This window comes from Nocardia sp. NPDC051030 (genome assembly GCF_040683015.1).
Lineage (GTDB): Bacteria > Actinomycetota > Actinomycetes > Mycobacteriales > Mycobacteriaceae > Nocardia.
On sequence record NZ_JBFBCD010000009.1, the window covers coordinates 375,136 to 390,956 of the forward strand.

At 67.3% G+C, this 15,821-nt stretch carries 16 protein-coding genes; 8 read left to right on the forward strand and 8 right to left on the reverse strand.

Going from position 1 to position 15,821, the window contains the following annotated elements:
* Positions 1-32: 32 nt before the first annotated feature.
* Positions 33-779: a response regulator transcription factor gene (locus AB0N05_RS29725; protein WP_364699854.1), complete on the forward strand. Its 747-nt coding sequence runs from the start codon at positions 33-35 to the stop codon at positions 777-779.
* A complete protein-coding gene (locus AB0N05_RS29730) occupies positions 776-2,254 on the forward strand; it encodes an ATP-binding protein (RefSeq protein ID WP_364699857.1) in 1,479 nt (492 codons plus the stop codon). Before AB0N05_RS29725 ends, AB0N05_RS29730 begins: the two co-directional genes overlap by 4 nt.
* Here AB0N05_RS29730 and AB0N05_RS29735 read toward each other — a convergent pair.
* Both AB0N05_RS29735 and AB0N05_RS29740 read right to left on the reverse strand, forming a co-directional pair.
* Complete coding sequence (locus AB0N05_RS29735) at positions 2,230-2,655, reverse strand: HIT family protein (protein ID WP_364699859.1); 426 nt, start codon at positions 2,653-2,655, stop codon at positions 2,230-2,232. The two genes, AB0N05_RS29730 and AB0N05_RS29735, sit on opposite strands and share 25 nt — an antisense overlap.
* 34 nt (positions 2,656-2,689) lie before the next feature.
* A complete protein-coding gene (locus tag AB0N05_RS29740; protein WP_364699862.1) occupies positions 2,690-3,067 on the reverse strand; it encodes a PH domain-containing protein in 378 nt (125 codons plus the stop codon).
* 95 nt (positions 3,068-3,162) lie between these two features.
* Here AB0N05_RS29740 and purD point away from each other — a divergent pair, with 95 nt between their 5' ends.
* The gene (purD, locus tag AB0N05_RS29745) at positions 3,163-4,446 is read left to right on the forward strand and encodes a phosphoribosylamine--glycine ligase (protein ID WP_364699865.1); all 1,284 of its coding nucleotides are present in this window, start codon (positions 3,163-3,165) and stop codon (positions 4,444-4,446) included.
* Between the two features lie 69 nt (positions 4,447-4,515).
* Here purD and AB0N05_RS29750 read toward each other — a convergent pair whose 3' ends face one another.
* Positions 4,516-5,397: a M23 family metallopeptidase gene (locus AB0N05_RS29750; RefSeq protein ID WP_364700121.1), complete on the reverse strand. Its 882-nt coding sequence runs from the start codon at positions 5,395-5,397 to the stop codon at positions 4,516-4,518.
* A 542-nt stretch (positions 5,398-5,939) separates the two neighbouring features.
* On the opposite strand from AB0N05_RS29750, the gene AB0N05_RS29755 reads away from it, so the two are divergent.
* From AB0N05_RS29755 to purB, 3 genes are all read left to right on the forward strand, one after another.
* Positions 5,940-7,112 (forward strand): pyridoxal phosphate-dependent aminotransferase, encoded by a 1,173-nt coding sequence (locus AB0N05_RS29755; protein ID WP_364699868.1) that lies wholly within the window; start codon positions 5,940-5,942, stop codon positions 7,110-7,112.
* 75 nt (positions 7,113-7,187) lie between these two features.
* Positions 7,188-7,793, forward strand: coding sequence for a TetR family transcriptional regulator (locus AB0N05_RS29760; RefSeq protein WP_364699870.1), 606 nt, complete (start codon positions 7,188-7,190; stop codon positions 7,791-7,793).
* Between the two features lie 91 nt (positions 7,794-7,884).
* Positions 7,885-9,306, forward strand: coding sequence for an adenylosuccinate lyase (gene purB, locus AB0N05_RS29765; protein ID WP_364699872.1), 1,422 nt, complete (start codon positions 7,885-7,887; stop codon positions 9,304-9,306).
* Positions 9,307-9,361: 55 nt separating this feature from the next.
* On the opposite strand, the gene AB0N05_RS29770 is transcribed toward purB, so the two are convergent.
* From AB0N05_RS29770 to AB0N05_RS29780, 3 genes are all read right to left on the reverse strand, one after another.
* Positions 9,362-9,802, reverse strand: coding sequence for a type II toxin-antitoxin system VapC family toxin (locus AB0N05_RS29770; RefSeq protein WP_364699874.1), 441 nt, complete (start codon positions 9,800-9,802; stop codon positions 9,362-9,364).
* Positions 9,799-10,053, reverse strand: coding sequence for a type II toxin-antitoxin system prevent-host-death family antitoxin (locus AB0N05_RS29775; protein WP_364699876.1), 255 nt, complete (start codon positions 10,051-10,053; stop codon positions 9,799-9,801). The genes AB0N05_RS29770 and AB0N05_RS29775 overlap by 4 nt, the downstream gene beginning before the upstream one ends.
* A gap of 219 nt (positions 10,054-10,272) precedes the next feature.
* Complete coding sequence (locus AB0N05_RS29780) at positions 10,273-12,432, reverse strand: S9 family peptidase (protein WP_364699878.1); 2,160 nt, start codon at positions 12,430-12,432, stop codon at positions 10,273-10,275.
* 66 nt (positions 12,433-12,498) lie between these two features.
* Here AB0N05_RS29780 and AB0N05_RS29785 point away from each other — a divergent pair, with 66 nt between their 5' ends.
* On the forward strand, positions 12,499-13,557 hold the full coding sequence (locus AB0N05_RS29785) for a DUF2330 domain-containing protein (RefSeq protein WP_364699880.1): 1,059 nt from the start codon (positions 12,499-12,501) through the stop codon (positions 13,555-13,557).
* A gap of 341 nt (positions 13,558-13,898) precedes the next feature.
* Positions 13,899-14,129 (forward strand): DUF397 domain-containing protein, encoded by a 231-nt coding sequence (locus AB0N05_RS29790; protein ID WP_364699882.1) that lies wholly within the window; start codon positions 13,899-13,901, stop codon positions 14,127-14,129.
* Between the two features lie 104 nt (positions 14,130-14,233).
* Here the strand turns inward: AB0N05_RS29790 and AB0N05_RS29795 are convergent, their stop codons facing one another.
* Together AB0N05_RS29795 and AB0N05_RS29800 are read right to left on the reverse strand one after the other, a co-directional pair.
* A complete protein-coding gene (locus AB0N05_RS29795) occupies positions 14,234-15,193 on the reverse strand; it encodes an alpha/beta hydrolase family protein (protein ID WP_364699884.1) in 960 nt (319 codons plus the stop codon).
* Between the two features lie 129 nt (positions 15,194-15,322).
* Complete coding sequence (locus AB0N05_RS29800) at positions 15,323-15,760, reverse strand: HIT family protein (protein ID WP_364699886.1); 438 nt, start codon at positions 15,758-15,760, stop codon at positions 15,323-15,325.
* Positions 15,761-15,821 lie beyond the last annotated feature (61 nt).

Consider the following 15,821-nt stretch of genomic DNA (forward strand, 5'->3'; position numbering starts at 1 on the left):
AACTCGACGATGGTGGACGCAGGATTACCGTCATGACAGGTGTGCCCGTGCAGCGTTCCGGAGATCAGGTGGCAGAGGCGAAGGTCCTGGTCGTCGATGACGAGCCGATGATCGTGGAGTTGTTGACGGTCAGCCTGCGGTATCAGGGGTTCGAGGTTGTGAGTGCCTCGAGCGGGAGCGAGGGACTGGATCGGGCGCGGGCCTTCCGGCCCGATGCGCTCATCGTGGACGTGATGATGCCGGGCATGGACGGGTTCGGGCTGCTGCGGCGGTTGCGGGCGGACGGGATCGACGCGCCCGTGCTGTTCCTGACCGCACGCGACGATGTGGACGACAAGGTCACCGGGCTCACCCTCGGCGCGGACGACTACGTCACCAAACCGTTCAGCCTCGAAGAAGTGGTGGCGCGACTGCGGGTCATCCTGCGCCGGGCGCACCGCACCGCGCCGGAGGCCAAATCCTCCCGGCTGCGCTTCGCCGATATCGAACTCGACGACGACACCCACGAGGTGTGGAAGGCGGGCGAGCCGATCGCCCTGTCGCCCACCGAATTCACACTGCTGCGCTACTTCCTCGTCAATGCCGGGACCGTGCTCTCCAAGCCGCGCATCCTGGATCACGTGTGGCGCTACGACTTCGGTGGCGAGGTCGGCGTGGTCGAAACCTATGTGTCGTACCTGCGCAAGAAGGTCGACACCGGACCTGACCGGCTGATCCACACGTTGCGTGGGGTCGGATACGTGATGCGCGAACCCAATCGGAAATCGATCGCGAAGTGAATGCCGCGGAGGTCGCCCACAACACCCGCGCCCGGATCTCCCATCGGCTTGCCGCGGTACCGCTGCGGACCACGCTGACCATCGCCCTGGTCGCGCTGGCCGCGCTCGGGTTGTTGCTCTCCGGCATCGCGGTGACCTCGCTCATGCGCAATGTGCTCATCCAGCGCCTCGATCAGCAGCTCTTCGAAGCCACCCACAGCTGGGCGGAACCGGGCCGGTCACGTCCGAGGTCCGTGCCGGTCAATGGCAAGGAGGGGCCGCCGACGCGTTTCTATGTGCGAGTGCTGGATTCGACCGGCGCGCTGGTGCAGCACCTGGATCCCGCGTCGGACGAACCGGTGGTGCCCGAGGATCTCGGCAATCACGCGGTCACCGTCGAATCCGTCGGTGACTCCGGGAAGCTGTGGCGGATCGTGCGGGTGACCAATACGAACGGCAGCAGCACGGTCGCCATACCGATGGACGAGACCAAGTCCATCCTCGACCGGCTCATCGGATTGCAAGCCGGAATCGGCGCACTGGTGCTGGCGGCGCTCGCGGTCGTGGCCCGGCTGGTCATTCGACGCAGTCTGCGACCGCTCGGGGAAGTGGAGCGGACCGCCGCCGCCATCGCGGGCGGGGATCTGCATCAGCGAGTCCCGGTGCGCGGCACCGACACCGAGGTGGATCACCTCTCGCAATCGCTCAACATCATGCTCACCCAGATCCAGCAGGCATTCGCCACCACCGAAGCCTCCGAAGAGGGTGCGCGGCGATCCGAGGCGAAGATGCGGCGGTTCATCGCCGATGCCAGCCACGAATTGCGCACGCCCCTCACGACGATCAAGGGCTTCTCCGAGCTGTACCGGCAGGGTGCCATCACCGAACCCGAGATGCTGATGGATCGCATCGAACGCGAATCCAAGCGCATGGGCTTGCTGGTGGAGGAAATGCTCATGCTGGCCCGCCTGGACGAGCAGCGGCCGATGGACCGGCGGCCCGTGGACCTGCTGACCCTGGCCAGCGATGCCGTGCACAGCGCTCGCGCGCTGGCGGCCGTGCAGCATCCGGACGCGCCGACCCGGCAGATCGACCTGGAAATCCGTTCCGGCGCGGGCACTCTGGAGGTGCTGGGCGATGAGACGCGGCTGCGGCAGATCTTCGCCAACCTCATCAACAACGCCATGGTGCACACCCCGCCCGAGGCGGCGGTGACCGTGCGCCTGACCCCCGCCGCGGACGAGGTGCTGCTGGAGGTGGCCGATACCGGGCCCGGCCTGGAACCCGAACAGGCCGAGCGGGTCTTCGAACGCTTCTATCGCACCGACAGCTCACGCAGCCGGGTGAGCGGCGGTACCGGACTGGGACTTTCGATCGTGCAGGCGCTGGTCACCGCGCACCGCGGCGAGGTGTCGGTGACCAGCGAGCCCGGCGTGGGAACGACCTTCACCGTGCGGCTGCCCCGCGACGGTCAGTCGGGGACGTTGGCGCCGTAACCCAGGTCGCGCAGCGCCTGCTTGAGCTTGGCCTGCGCCTCGTCCAGGGATTCCTTGCTCGGCTCCGGATCCGCGCCGGTGATATCGAAATCACCGAGCTCGAACGCCGGGAACACATGCATGTGCAGATGCGGCACCTCGAGGCCCGCGATGAGCAGGCCCGCGCGCGGCGCGTCCCATGCGGCCCGCACGGCGACGCCGATCTTCTGAGCCAGCGCGCCCATTCGCGCGAAGGTCTCCGGATCGAGGTCCTGCCACTGATCGATCTCCTTGCGCGGCACCACCAGCGTGTGCCCCTGCGTCACCGGGGCAATGGTCAGGAATGCGACGAACTCGTCGTCCTCCCAGACGAACCGGCCAGGCAGCTGGCCATTGATGATTGCGGAGAAAACGGAAGCCATGCCCCGGAGATTACGCGGGGCGCGACCGGTGCGCTCAGACCGCGACGAAGTGCGACAGGATGCCCTGCACCTCGTAGATGTCGACCTGCCGATTGAAGCGCTTCTGAATCGGCTCGTGGGAACCCGACACCCAGATCATCAGTTCCGCATCCAGATCGAAGGTGCCCGCCGTCTCCACCGAGAAGTGCGTGATCGCCCGATACGGGACGCTGTGATAGCTCACCTTGCGACCGGTGAGGCCCTGCTTGTCCACCATGATCAGCCGGCGATCGGTGAAGAGAATGGCATCGCGGACCAGCAGATACGCGGCATGAACCGTTTCTCCGTGACCGAGCAGCCTGCCGTACTCCTGTTGTGCGCCGCCGGGATCGATGCGACCCGCATTGCCCATGATTCCGTCGATCAAGCCCATCGCAGGCACATCCTCATAGTGGATTTCCGGTGACCGCCCTCACCGACCATCATCCCCCCAGTTGGAACGCACTCCCACCCTCTAAGCTGTCTGCCGTGCGCGTACTCGTCATCGGTTCCGGAGCCCGTGAACATGCCCTCGTCCTCGCCCTGCGCAAGGACCCGGCCGTGACCGCGGTGACCGCCGCGCCCGGCAATGCGGGCATTGCCCAGCATGCCGATGTGCGGCCGGTGAACCCCTCCTCCGGAGAGGACGTGGTGGCGCTGGCCCAGGAGCTGGCCGCCGACCTCGTCGTGATCGGACCCGAGGTGCCGCTGGTGCTCGGCGTCGCCGACGCGGTGCGCGCCGCGGGCATTCCGGCCTTCGGGCCGTCCGCCTCCGCCGCGCGCATCGAGGGCTCCAAGGCGTTCGCCAAGGACGTCATGAACGCCGCCGGGGTTCGCACCGCGCACAGCGAGATCGTGGATCACCCGGGCGAGCTGGATGCCGCACTCGATCGCTTCGGGCCCACCTGGGTCGTGAAGGACGACGGGCTGGCCGCGGGCAAGGGCGTAGTGGTGAGCCCCGACCGGTCGGTGGCGCGCGAACACGCCGCGGAACTGCTCGAGAACGGGCATCCGGTGCTCCTGGAATCCTTCCTCGACGGACCCGAGGTCTCGCTGTTCTGCCTCGTCGACGGCGAGACCGTGGTGCCGCTGCTGCCCGCCCAGGACCACAAGCGGGTCGGCGACGGCGACACCGGGCCGAACACCGGCGGCATGGGCGCGTACACGCCGCTGCCGTGGCTGCCCGAGGCCACCGCCACCGCCATTGTCGACGATGTGGTGAAACCCGTTGCGGCCGAAATGGTTCGCCGGGGCGTGCCGTTCAGCGGCCTGCTGTACGCGGGCCTCGCCATCGGCACCAACGGACCCGCCGTGGTCGAATTCAATTGCCGCTTCGGCGATCCCGAGACCCAGGCCGTACTGGCCATGCTGGACAGCCCCCTGGCAGAGCTGCTCTACGCCACCGCCACCGGCACCCTCGACCAGGTCGCCGCGCCGCGCTGGAAGGACGGCTCGGCCGTCACCGTGGTGCTGGCCGCCGAGAACTACCCGGGCCGCCCGCGCAGCGGCGATGTCATCACCGGAGCCGAATCCACCGGCACCGGAACCGAATCCGAGGTGCTGCACGCCGGTACCGCACAGCGTGAGGACGGTGCGCTGGTCTCCGCCGGTGGGCGTGTCCTGTCCGTCGTCGGACAGGGTGCGGACCTCGCCGAGGCCCGCGCCAACGCCTACGCGCGTCTTGCGGGGATCAAGCTGCCCGGCGGTCACTTCCGCAGCGATATCGGCCTGGCGGCCGAAGAAGGCCGCATCACCATTCCTGCCGCGGTCTGAATCCCGGATCCGGCGAACAGCTTTCGCGCCCGCCCGAGCTCGGCTCGGGCGGGCGTTCGCGTTCCGGGGTCAGCCGGTGAGAGAAATGCCGCGCTGGGCCAGCCAGATCTGCGGGTCCACATGCTGGCCATTGATGATGATCTCGAAATGCAGGTGCGGGCCGGTGGAGTCGCCGCGATTGCCGATGCGGGCGATCTGCATGCCCGCGGGGACGCGCTCGCCTACCGAGACCGAGAAGTCGTACATGTGGCCGTAGACGGAGATGGTGCCGTCATCGTGGCGAATGCGCACCCACAGGCCGAAGCCCTGCGCCGGGCCCGCGTCGATGACCGTGCCCGCCGCCACCGCGTAGATGGGTGAACCGATCGGGGCCGCGATATCGATGCCCTGGTGCATGGTGCCCCAGCGGGTCCCGAACCCGGACGTGAACGCGCCCTTCGCGGGAATCACGAACCCGCCCACGCCCGGCATGACGAATCCGGGCGGCATGGTCCCGTCCGGCAGCGGCGTCCCCGCCATCCACGGCTGATATTCCCCGGCCACCGCGGCGGCGGCCTCCGCCTTGGCCCGCTCCAGCGTGGATCGCGCCGCGGCCGCCACCACCGCCGACTCACGAATCCGCTCACCATTGTTGATGGCGTCCAGATACCGCTTGGCCGACTCCTTGGGCGTCTGCACCTGCAAGGGGTAGGCCACCGGAACCCGCAGCGCCACACCGGGTTCCACGGGCGCATCGGTCGGAATCAACCCGATCGCACTATCCGCCCCGGCGAACACCATGATGGCCACCACCCCGCCGATCAGCACCCGATTCTTGATCGCCCAGGCCCGCACCACCGGAGCCTGCCGCCGCGCCTCGTCCTTCCCCTTCTCGTACAGCTGCTCGAACTCCGCCCGAGACCGTGGCCGCTGCTCCCAGAGCCGCCCCCCGCGTTCCCGAGCCACCGGCACCTGAGCCCGAACCCACGCCGCACCCTGCCCGGCCGCCTCGACGGCCCGCTGCCGCACCTTCGACGGCCCGGCCTCGGCCGAACTCAGCGCAGCCCGAATCCCGGGCGTAAAGCCGTCCACGCCCGCCCGAAACCCGCGCTTGCGCACTCCGGGTTCCGCTTCGGACCCCTCTGCCTCGGGTTCGTCGTCGGCGTCCGCCTCAGCCCCTTCGGCGGTATCTGCATCCGCTGCGTCGGCCTCCGCCTCGGCACCTTCAGCGTCCAGCTCTGCCCCCGCGAGTTCCGCGTCTGCTTCGGGCGCGTCTGCTTCGGGCGTGTGCGTGTCGGCCTCGGCGGCTTCGGGGTCGGCCGCCGCGCGCTCATCGGGCTCGACCGTCGGGTCGGGGCCGTGTGCGGCGGGTTCACCCCCGCTGGACGGCGCTTGTCTTTCGGCCGCCGAGCTGGGCTCGGTGGCGGTTGGTCCCCCCTGCAAAGCGTCCTCCTCAGGCATTCCGGCGGCCATTAGGGGACAGGCGGGGGAGCGGGTGCTCTACCGTCTGTCGGGTGCGTATCGAATCTCGCCGGTCGGCCATTCCACCTTTTTACGTGATGGATGTCTGGAAAGCAGCAGCTGAACGGGCACGAACCCACGGGGATGTGCTCGTGCTGGCCGCCGGGCAGCCCTCCACACCCGCGCCGCGGGCGGTATTGCGGGCGACGAAGGAGGCCATGGATTCCGAATTGCTCGGGTACACCGAGACATTCGGCATCCTGGCGTTGCGGGAGGCCATCGCGGGGCATCACCGGAGCACCTACGGGGTCGAGGTGGACGCCGAGGATGTGGTGGTGACCACCGGATCGTCGGGCGCGTTCACGCTGATCTTCCTGGCGGCGTTCGATCTCGGGGACACCGTTGTGGTGGCCCGACCTGGGTATCCGGCGTATCGGAACACGCTGACGGCGCTGGGCTGCAATGTCGTCGAGCTGGACTGCGGCCCGGAGACCCGGTTCCAGCCGACCGTGGCCATGCTGGAGGCGCTGCCCGAGCCGCCCGCGGGTTTGATCGTGGCGAGCCCGGCCAATCCGACCGGCACCATGATCGCCCCGGACGAGCTGGCCGCATTGGCTCGCTGGTGCGATGACCATGGGACGCTGCTGATTTCGGACGAGATCTACCACGGCATCGTCTATGACACCGGGCTTTCCGCGGACACCGAGCCGACCTCCTCGGCGTGGGAGACTTCGAAGGAGTCGGTGGTCATCGGCTCGGTGTCGAAATACTTCTCCATGACCGGCTGGCGGCTGGGCTGGATGCTGGTGCCGCGCTCGCTGCGCCCGGCTCTGCAGCGGCTGGCTTCGAATATGACGGTCTGCCCGCCCGCCATTTCCCAGTTCGCGGCTGTGCACGCCTTCGGCGCGGAGGCCAAGGCCGAGCTCGACGGGCATGTGCGGCGCTATGCCGCGAACCGGCAACTGCTGCTGTCCGGCCTGCCGAAGCTGGGCATCACCGATCTGGCTCCGGCGGACGGCGCGTTCTACGCGTACGCGGATATCGCTCACCTGACCGATGATTCGATGCGGTGGTGCACGGATGTGCTGGACCACACCGGCGTCGCGCTCGCCCCCGGCATCGACTTCGACACTCACAACGGGTCGCACACCGTGCGCTTCTCGTTCGCGGGTGCGAGTGCCGATATCGAGGAGGCACTCGACCGGTTGGAACGGTATATAGCGTGATCTGCCAAGACATTTCTCGAGTGGGTTATGCCGGACTCGCCCACGTGCCCGGGTCATGACTGGCACGATTGCACCGTGACCACTGCGACGACACCGAAAGGCGAACGGCGTCGCCAAGCGCTGGTTTCAGCCGCCGCCGAGCTGCTGCTCGAAGGCGGCTTCGAGGCGGTCCGGCACCGCTCGGTCGCGACCCGGGCGGATCTGCCCCTGGCGTCGACCACCTACTACTTCGAATCGCTCGAGGATCTGATCGCGCGTGCGGTCGAATTCTCCGGTCTCGCCGAGCTGGAGGCCATGCGCCGCCGGGTCGGTGAGGTGAACCATCGCCGCCGCGGCGCCGACGCGACCGTGGACCTGGTGCTGGACCTGCTGGTGGGTCCGGAGATTCAGGACGAGGACGCCCGCAGCCAGCTGATCGCCCGGTATGAGCGTTCGGTGGCCTCCGCCCGGCATCCCGAACTACGCGATGTGCAGCTCCGACTACGCGCCCAGCTCGATGAGCTGCTCGCCGATGTGCTGCGCCGGTCCGATCGGGTGGTTCGGGCCGAACAGCTACGCCGGTTGTGCGCGGTGGTCGACGGTGCCGTCGTGACCGCGCTCGGGGAGCTCGATCCGCAGCCTCGCCGAATGGCCCGGGGCGCGCTGCTGGAAGTCATCGATATCGTCGCTCCGCCGGCGTGATCGAGGGCAATCCGGCCGGGAGCGATACCGATTCGGCCGAGAGCGATGCTGCGGCAAACCAGTCCGGGGCAGGCCGGTAAAATCGCTGCACGTGAGCCTTGTTCCGAACGTCCTCGCCACCCGTTACGCCAGCCCCGAGCTGGTGCACCTGTGGTCGCCCGAGCACAAGATCGTGCTCGAGCGGCGGCTGTGGCTCGAGGTGCTGCGCGCCCAGGCCGAACTCGGCATCGAGGTGCCCGACGGCGTCGTTCAGGACTACGAGCGGGTCATCGACCAGGTCGATCTGGCCTCCATCGCCGAGCGTGAGCGGGTCACCCGCCACGATGTGAAGGCGCGCATCGAGGAATTCAACGCGCTCGCCGGGCATGAGCACGTGCACAAGGGCATGACCTCCCGCGACCTCACCGAGAACGTCGAGCAACTCCAGATCCGGCTCTCGCTCGAGCACGTCTACAAGCACGGCGTCGCCATCGCCGCCCGGCTCACCGAGCGCGCCGCCCAGTATCAGACCCTGGTGATGGCCGGACGCTCGCACAATGTGGCCGCCCAGGCCACCACCCTCGGCAAGCGATTCGCTTCCGCCGCAGACGAATTGGTGATCGCGCTGACCCGGCTCCAGGAATTGCTGGACCGCTACCCGGCGCGTGGCATCAAGGGCCCGATGGGCACCGCCCAGGACATGCTGGACCTGCTCGACGGCGATGCGGGCAAGCTCGCCCAGCTGGAGCAGAAGGTGGCCCACCACCTCGGCTTCGCGAACGTGCTGACCAGCGTCGGCCAGATCTACCCGCGCTCGCTCGACCACGATGTGCTCTCCGCCCTGGTGCAGGTCGGCGCGGGCCCGTCCTCCTTCGCGCACACCATCCGCCTGATGGCCGGCCACGAACTGGTGACCGAGGGCTTCCAGCCCGGCCAGGTCGGCTCCTCGGCCATGCCGCACAAGATGAACACCCGCTCCTGCGAGCGCGTCAACGGCCTGCAGGTGGTCCTGCGCGGTTACGCCTCCATGGCCGCCGAACTCTCGGGCGCGCAATGGAACGAGGGCGACGTCTTCTGCTCGGTGGTCCGCCGCGTAGCGCTCCCCGACGCCTTCTTCGCCATCGACGGCATGATGGAAACCTTCCTCACCGTCCTCGCCGAATTCGGCGCCTACCCCGCCGTGGTGGACCGCGAACTCAACCGCTACCTCCCCTTCCTGGCCACCACTCGCATTCTCATGGCCGCCGTCCGCGCCGGTGTCGGCCGCGAAACTGCCCACGAGGTCATCAAGGAGCACGCCGTCGCCGTGGCCCTGGCCATGCGCGAGCAGGGCCGCGAGCCCGACCTCCTGGACCGCCTGGCCGCCGACGCCCGCATGCCCTTGGACCGCGCCGCCCTCGATGCCGCCCTGTCCGACCGCTCCGCCTTCATCGGCGCGGCCGAAGCACAAACCGCCGCAGTCATCGCCCAGGTGCAGAAACTGGTCGACGCCGACCCGGAGGCCGCCCGCTACACCCCGTCCCCGATTCTGTAGCTGCGAGAACGCAATTCGCCTGCGGATTCCCCGCGCACTGTCATAGCGGAAAGACTCAGGTCGTGGACTCGGGAGCATTCGTATCGAAGGTCGCCACTCCCAACCTTCTCCACGCTTCGAGCAGGCGTTTGTCGCCCGATGCGGCGACCAGGTCTGTGTCCTCCAACTGTTCGGCTGACGCGCAATGGACCGCGTCATAGCCGCGCAGCGCCTGGGAGTCCGCCAACTCCGCAGCGCGCACGATCAGAGGCTCGTCCACCTCGGTGACTTCGATCTGTGACCAGAGTTGGTCGAGGAGTCGCCGACACGCCGCGTATCCCACGTCGTCGAGGCGTGTCATGCGATGAGCCTGCGCGAGTGCGGCCGCGGTTTCGACGTAGAGCATCCTGCTCGACACGACAGCGTCGGCATCATCCCAGAATCGGCGGCAGGCTTCACTGCTCGGTTCATCGACCAGTAGCGGTACGAACGCCGACGTGTCCAGGTATCCGATCATCGACGCTGCTCATCGATGAGATCGCTGACGACACCTTTCCCACGGACGGGCGTCGGCGCCGGCTGCTTCTTCTTGCGTGCCGGTTGGATGCGCCCTTCGGCTCGTAGCTGTTCGAGCCGGGTCGGCTGCTCGACGGGAACGATGCGGGCGATCGGCCGTCCGTGATCGGTGATGGTGACGGTGCGGCCGGAGCGAACCTCGGCCAGGTGGCGGCTAAGACTGTCGCGCAGTTCCCGAATCCCGACGTCCATGATCATCTCCTATGTGGCCACATATCGATAGTGAATTATAGCCACACTTCGCCGGCCATCGTGCGAGGTTCCAGGTTGATCGCGAATAGTGGTCGATTGTCAAGATGTCGACAATCCCCCCGGAAAGCGCGAAACCCGACTGCCCACCGTCCGGTGAAGAGTCGGGTCCACTTCTTCCAGCTAGTGCCGGAAGCTACGGCCAGTTCAGCTGGCCGACAACTATCGGTCGGCGAGCCCGACGGTGTCGAGCACCCACGCGAATTCGAAGGCGACTTCCTTCCACTTCTCATAGCGGCCGCTGACGCCGCCGTGCCCGGCGCTCATCTCGGTCTTGAGCATGAGCTGGGAGTGGCCGGTTTTGGTGGCGCGCAGCTTGGCTACCCACTTGGCGGGCTCGGTGTAGAGCACGCGGGTGTCATTGAGGCTGGTGATGGCCAGAATGGCCGGGTAGTCCTTGGCCTCGACATTCTCGTACGGCGAGTACGACTTCATGTACTCGTAGACGTCCTTGTCCTCCAAGGGATTACCCCACTCGTCCCACTCGATCACGGTGAGCGGCAGGGACGGGTCGAGGATGGAGGTCAGCGGGTCCACGAACGGCACATTGGCCAGAATGCCCGCGAACAGCTCCGGCGCGAGATTGGCGACCGCACCCACCAGCAGGCCGCCCGCGCTGCCGCCATCGGCGATCATGCGGTCCACGGCGGTGACGCCGGAATCCACCAGATGCTGTGCGCAGGAGACGAAGTCGGTGAAGGTGTTCTTCTTGGTGAGCGTCTTGCCGTGCTCGTACCAGAGCCGTCCCATCTCACCGCCGCCGCGCACGTGCGCGACCGCGAACACCATGCCGCGATCCAGCAGCGACAGCCGCGCCACCGAGAAGCCCGGATCGATGCTGGCCTCGTAGGAGCCGTATCCGTAGAGCAGCAAAGGCTTCGGGCCCGCGGGCGCGTCCTTGCGGACCACGATCGAGATCGGAATCCGGGTGCCGTCCGCGGCCACTGCCCAATCGCGCTGCTGCGCATAGTCCTTGGCGTCGTACCCGCCAAGCACCGGCTGTTCCTTGCGCAGCAGCCGCTCGCCGGTCTCGGGCACGTAGTCGAAGACCTGCATGGGGGTGATGAAGGAGGTGACGCCGATGCGCAGGGTCGGCTGCTCCCATTCCGGGTTCGAGCCGAGCCCGGCGGAGAACAGCGCCAGATCGAAGTCGATCTCGTCGACCTCGCCGTAGCCGTCGGCGGTCAACGGCCACACCGCGACTCGCGGCAGCGCCTCGCGGCGGTAGCTGAGCACCAGCTTGTCGGCGAAGGCGTCGACATCCTCCAGGCGCACGTCGTCGCGGTGCGGGATCAGGATGGTCATCTCGGCCGGGTCGGCCACCGGGGCCTCGGCGAGGACGAAGTTCTCCGCCTTCACCCCGTCCACGACATCGTTGTGCAGGATGAGCAGCCGGTCCTGGCCGCCGATCACGGCGTGCTCGGCCGAGTACTCGACGCCTTCGCGGCGCGGCAGCAGCACCCGGAATTCGCCCTCGGGGTTGTCGGACTCCAGGATCCAGCCTTCACTGGTGATCTTCGAGCCGACCCATACGACGAGGTACTTCTCCGAGCGCGTCGCGCCGATGCTGACCCAGTAGCGCTCATCCGGCTCGTGGAACACCTTGACGTCATCGGCCTGCGCGGTGCCGAGGCGGTGCCGCCACACGGTGTCGGGCCGCCACGATTCGTCCACGGTCTGATAGAAGACGTGCGTGCCGTCCAGGGACCAGGTCGCGCCGGGCGCGGTCTCCGGAATCTCGTCGGCGAGCAGCTCGCCGGTGGCCAGGTTCTTGAAGCGCAGCACGTAGCGCTCGTCGCCGACGGTGTCCACCGAGTAGGCCAGCAGGTCACCGTCGTGGCTGAGGGAGAACGCGCCGAGCGAGAAGAAGTCGTGGCCCTCGGCCAGCAGATTGGAGTCCAGCATGATCTGCTCGCCGGGGATCTCGGCGTCGACCTCGAGCTGCGGCGGATTCCAGTCGTCGGCATCGGCGATCGGGCAGCGGCAATGCACGCCGTACTGCTTGCCCTCGAAGCTGCGCGAGTAGTACCAGTAGTCGCCCATGCGGGTGGGCACTGACAGATCGGTCTCCTGGGTGCGCCCCTTGATCTCGTCGAAGATCTTCTCGCGCAGCGGCCGCAGCTTCTCGGTCTGTGCGTCGGTATAGGCGTTTTCGGCCTCCAGATGGGCGATGACCTCGGGATTCTCCTTGTCCCGCAGCCACTCGTACTCATCGATGAAGACGTCACCGTGGTGCACGCGCTCGGTCGGCACCCGCTTGGCGATCGGCGCCGTCACCACCGCGCCGGAAACTGAGGTCGCGCTACCACTGTCCAAAGGCATGTGGACCACGTTAGCGACTATCCGATGACATGCCCGGAACGGGCCTGCGGCGTTAGGCTCGCGGCCATGCTGTTGCGTAGGACAGCGCGCCTGATCGCGGTGGTGGCCATCGTGCTCGGCGCGGGGGGAATCAGCCTGGCCACACCGGCTTTCGCATGCGCGTGCGGGGGCGTCGCCATACCTGACGGCGGGACGCCCGTGCAGGTGGACGGCGAGACGGCGCTGGTCGGCTGGGATGGCACCACCGAGACCATCCTCATGCGCCTGGCGCTGCGGAGCGGCGGCGACCGGGCCGCGCTCATCGTGCCGACGCTCACTCCCGCGACCGTCACCGCGGGAAAAAGCGACACCTTCACCGAACTCACGCGCCTCACCGCGCCGGAGGTGGTCATCGATCGGCGGGTCGAGTCCGGCGGCGGGGATAGAGCGGGCGCCGCCGCTCCGACCGAGGCGCCGACGGTCCTGGCCCGCGTGGAATTGGGTCCGTTGGAGGCCACCACGCTGACCGGCGGCGATGTCACGGGTATCCAGCGGTGGTTGAGCGACAACGGCTATGTGATGCGCCCCGAGGTGATCGCCACCTTGCAGCCGTATCTGAGTGAGGGCTGGAGTTTCGTGGCCATGCGGCTCACGGCCACCGCATTGTCCGGCGAACTCGATCCGGTGCGTGTGAGCTTCGCATCCGACCGGTTGGTCTACCCGATGCGTATGTCGAGCGCCGCCACCCGGACCCAATCGGTCCATCTGTACGTGCTCGCCGAGCATCGTGTGCGGCGCAGTGACGCGGATGCCGCCGCGCAGACGGTGACGGTCGATTTCGCCGGGCGCGTCTCCGGCTCGTCCGATCCGGATCTACGGCAGCTCAGCGCCTCCGGACGCGACTATCTGACCGAACTCACCGTGCTGATCTCCACACCAGCGGCGATCGCCCACGACTTCACCTTCACCAATGCCCCCGATGACAGCGGTTACCGCCGGGTCGTCCACCGCACCGAAACGGTGCGCGGGTTCGACTCCGACGGTGATTCCGTGGTGAAGATCGTTGTGCTGTCGGTGATGTCGGTTATTTCGATCCTGGTCGTGGTGTGGCTGCTACGACGCCTGTCCCGCCGGGCGCGACCTTGAACGGCTAACGATGCCGTCGCGAACGCGCGGGAATCAGGTGCCGCCGCTCCTCGTACAGGTAGAAGACCGCAGCCTTCCGGCGAGCACATGAATCGGTGGGGCAACTTCTATGAATCCGCAAAATGCTGTCGGCGAGCTCCGGATTGAACCGCTCCGGGACCACCGAACAGCTGTCGGAGATGGGAGCTGCTCGCTGCTGAGACCATGGCGTACGCACCATTCCTCCTCTCCGCTGACACGAATGGGATAACCGATCCGAACCCGGCGCAAACACTGGCATCATGAGTGCGATCCACATCACCGTCCAGTACTCGCAGTAATCGGCCAGGGGAGCGTCCGAAGTGCCCGAGATTTCTCATGAATCGAAGAATCGCGAGATCGAGTCCGGCGCGGTGTGGCGGCGCGGGGACGACAGCGCCGACGGCGTCGAAATCGCCTTCCTGGCCAGCGGAAACATCGGCCTGCGGGATTCCCGCGACCCCGAGGGAACGGTGCTGATCTTCACCCCCGGGGAATGGGAGGCGTTCGTGGCGGGCGCCAAGGATGGCGAATTCAACCGGCCCGGCGCGTGATTCGAGCCTGATCCGGGATCAACTCGAATCCGGATCGAGCCCGGCCGGATTCGATCCGGCCGGGCTCGATCGGGTCTTGCGGGTCTGTCTTCGGATTCAGCGGCCTAAGCGCCGATCGCGCCGCCGATGGTCGGCCACGAGTCGTGCAGGGTGTCCTGCCAGTACGACCACGAGTGTGTGCCCACCGGGTTGTGTTCCACGCGCGCCGGAATGTTCGCCGTGCGCAACTGGTTCTCGAACGAGGTGACGCAGGCGTCCACCCCGGATTCGATGGGCCCGCCGAAGAAGATGTTCTCCGGCAGCTGCGGTTTGATCTCCAGCTCATGCGGGCCGGGGATGCCGGTGCCGGTGGACAGGTAGATGGTCTTGCCGCGCAGCGCCTCGGTCATGGCGGCCGGATTGTGTGTTCCCCAGTCCGCGCTGCCGGGTCCGCCCCACATATTGAACGGGTTGCCGCCGCGATTGGCGATGGAGAACATGATCGCGCCCTGCGCGATGGTGAGATCCGGGCAGGCGCTGTACCCGGCGACGGCCCGGTACATGCCCGGATGCCGTACCGCCAGAACGAAAGCCGCGATGCCGCCCATGGACAGCCCGCCGATGGCGTTCACTCCGTTACCGGCGAAGTAGCCGTCGATGATCGGCGGAAGTTCTTCTGTCAGAAAGGTTTCCCACTTGTAGCGGCCGAAGCGCGGGTCGTCGGAGGCCCAGTCCGTGTAGTAGCTGGCCTGGCCGCCAATCGGCATCACCACATTGACATTGCGGCCCTGGAAGAAGGGTTCGGCGTCGGTGGCATTGGTCCAGGTGCTCTGGGCCGCACCCGGGTCCAGACCGTCCAGGAGGTAATAGCTCGGCCGCGCGCCGCCACCGGCGGGATGTAGCACCTGTACCTGAATGGTTCGCCCCATAGCGGGCGAGTCGATGAAAAGCGCCGCGCGAGTCGAATTCAGGTCGTCGACGCGGACGACCTGAGCGGCTCGAGCGGTTGCCGGTGTTGCCACCACCGGACTGAGCAAACCCGCCGCAATCGCGAAAACCGCTGCGGCAACGACCCTTCTACGCATGTCCCCACCTCCATCAGCCCACCACAATCGCGTTCCAACGTAACTCGAGAGCAGCCTGTCACGGGGTAGATTCCGCGTATGGCGTGTCGCTGGCAAACCAGACGGTACGCATATGGTAATGCCGTCAGGCTATGAATCACCAGCGCCACGCGAGGCCGCGCCGCGGATGGATCCGGCCAGGTAGTCCAGGTCGGCGCGCGGCGGAGAGGTCGCCCGCGCCCGCAATCCGAACCCATCCCCCGGAGTGCGCGGGATCACGTGCAGGTGCACATGAAACACCTCCTGCCCCGCCGTCACACCGTCGGCCAGGAAGAAATTCACCCCGTCACACCCCACCTCCGACTCCCGCAGCGCCGCAGCCAGCCGCTGCCCCACCTGAAACAGCTTGCCGCCCAACTCCGGATCCAATTCGGCCAGGCTGCGCGCCGGAACCTTGGGAATCACCAGCAGATGCCCCGGAGTCACCGGCCGAATATCCATGAACGCCATGACATCTTCGTCCTCGTAGACCTTGCTGGCAGGCGCGCGCCCGGCCACGATGTCGGAAAAGATGGTGTACGGATTCATGCCGCGAGCATAAGGAAAAGGGAATGGGGCGTGGCGGTGGGTTCCACTGCCACGCCCCATT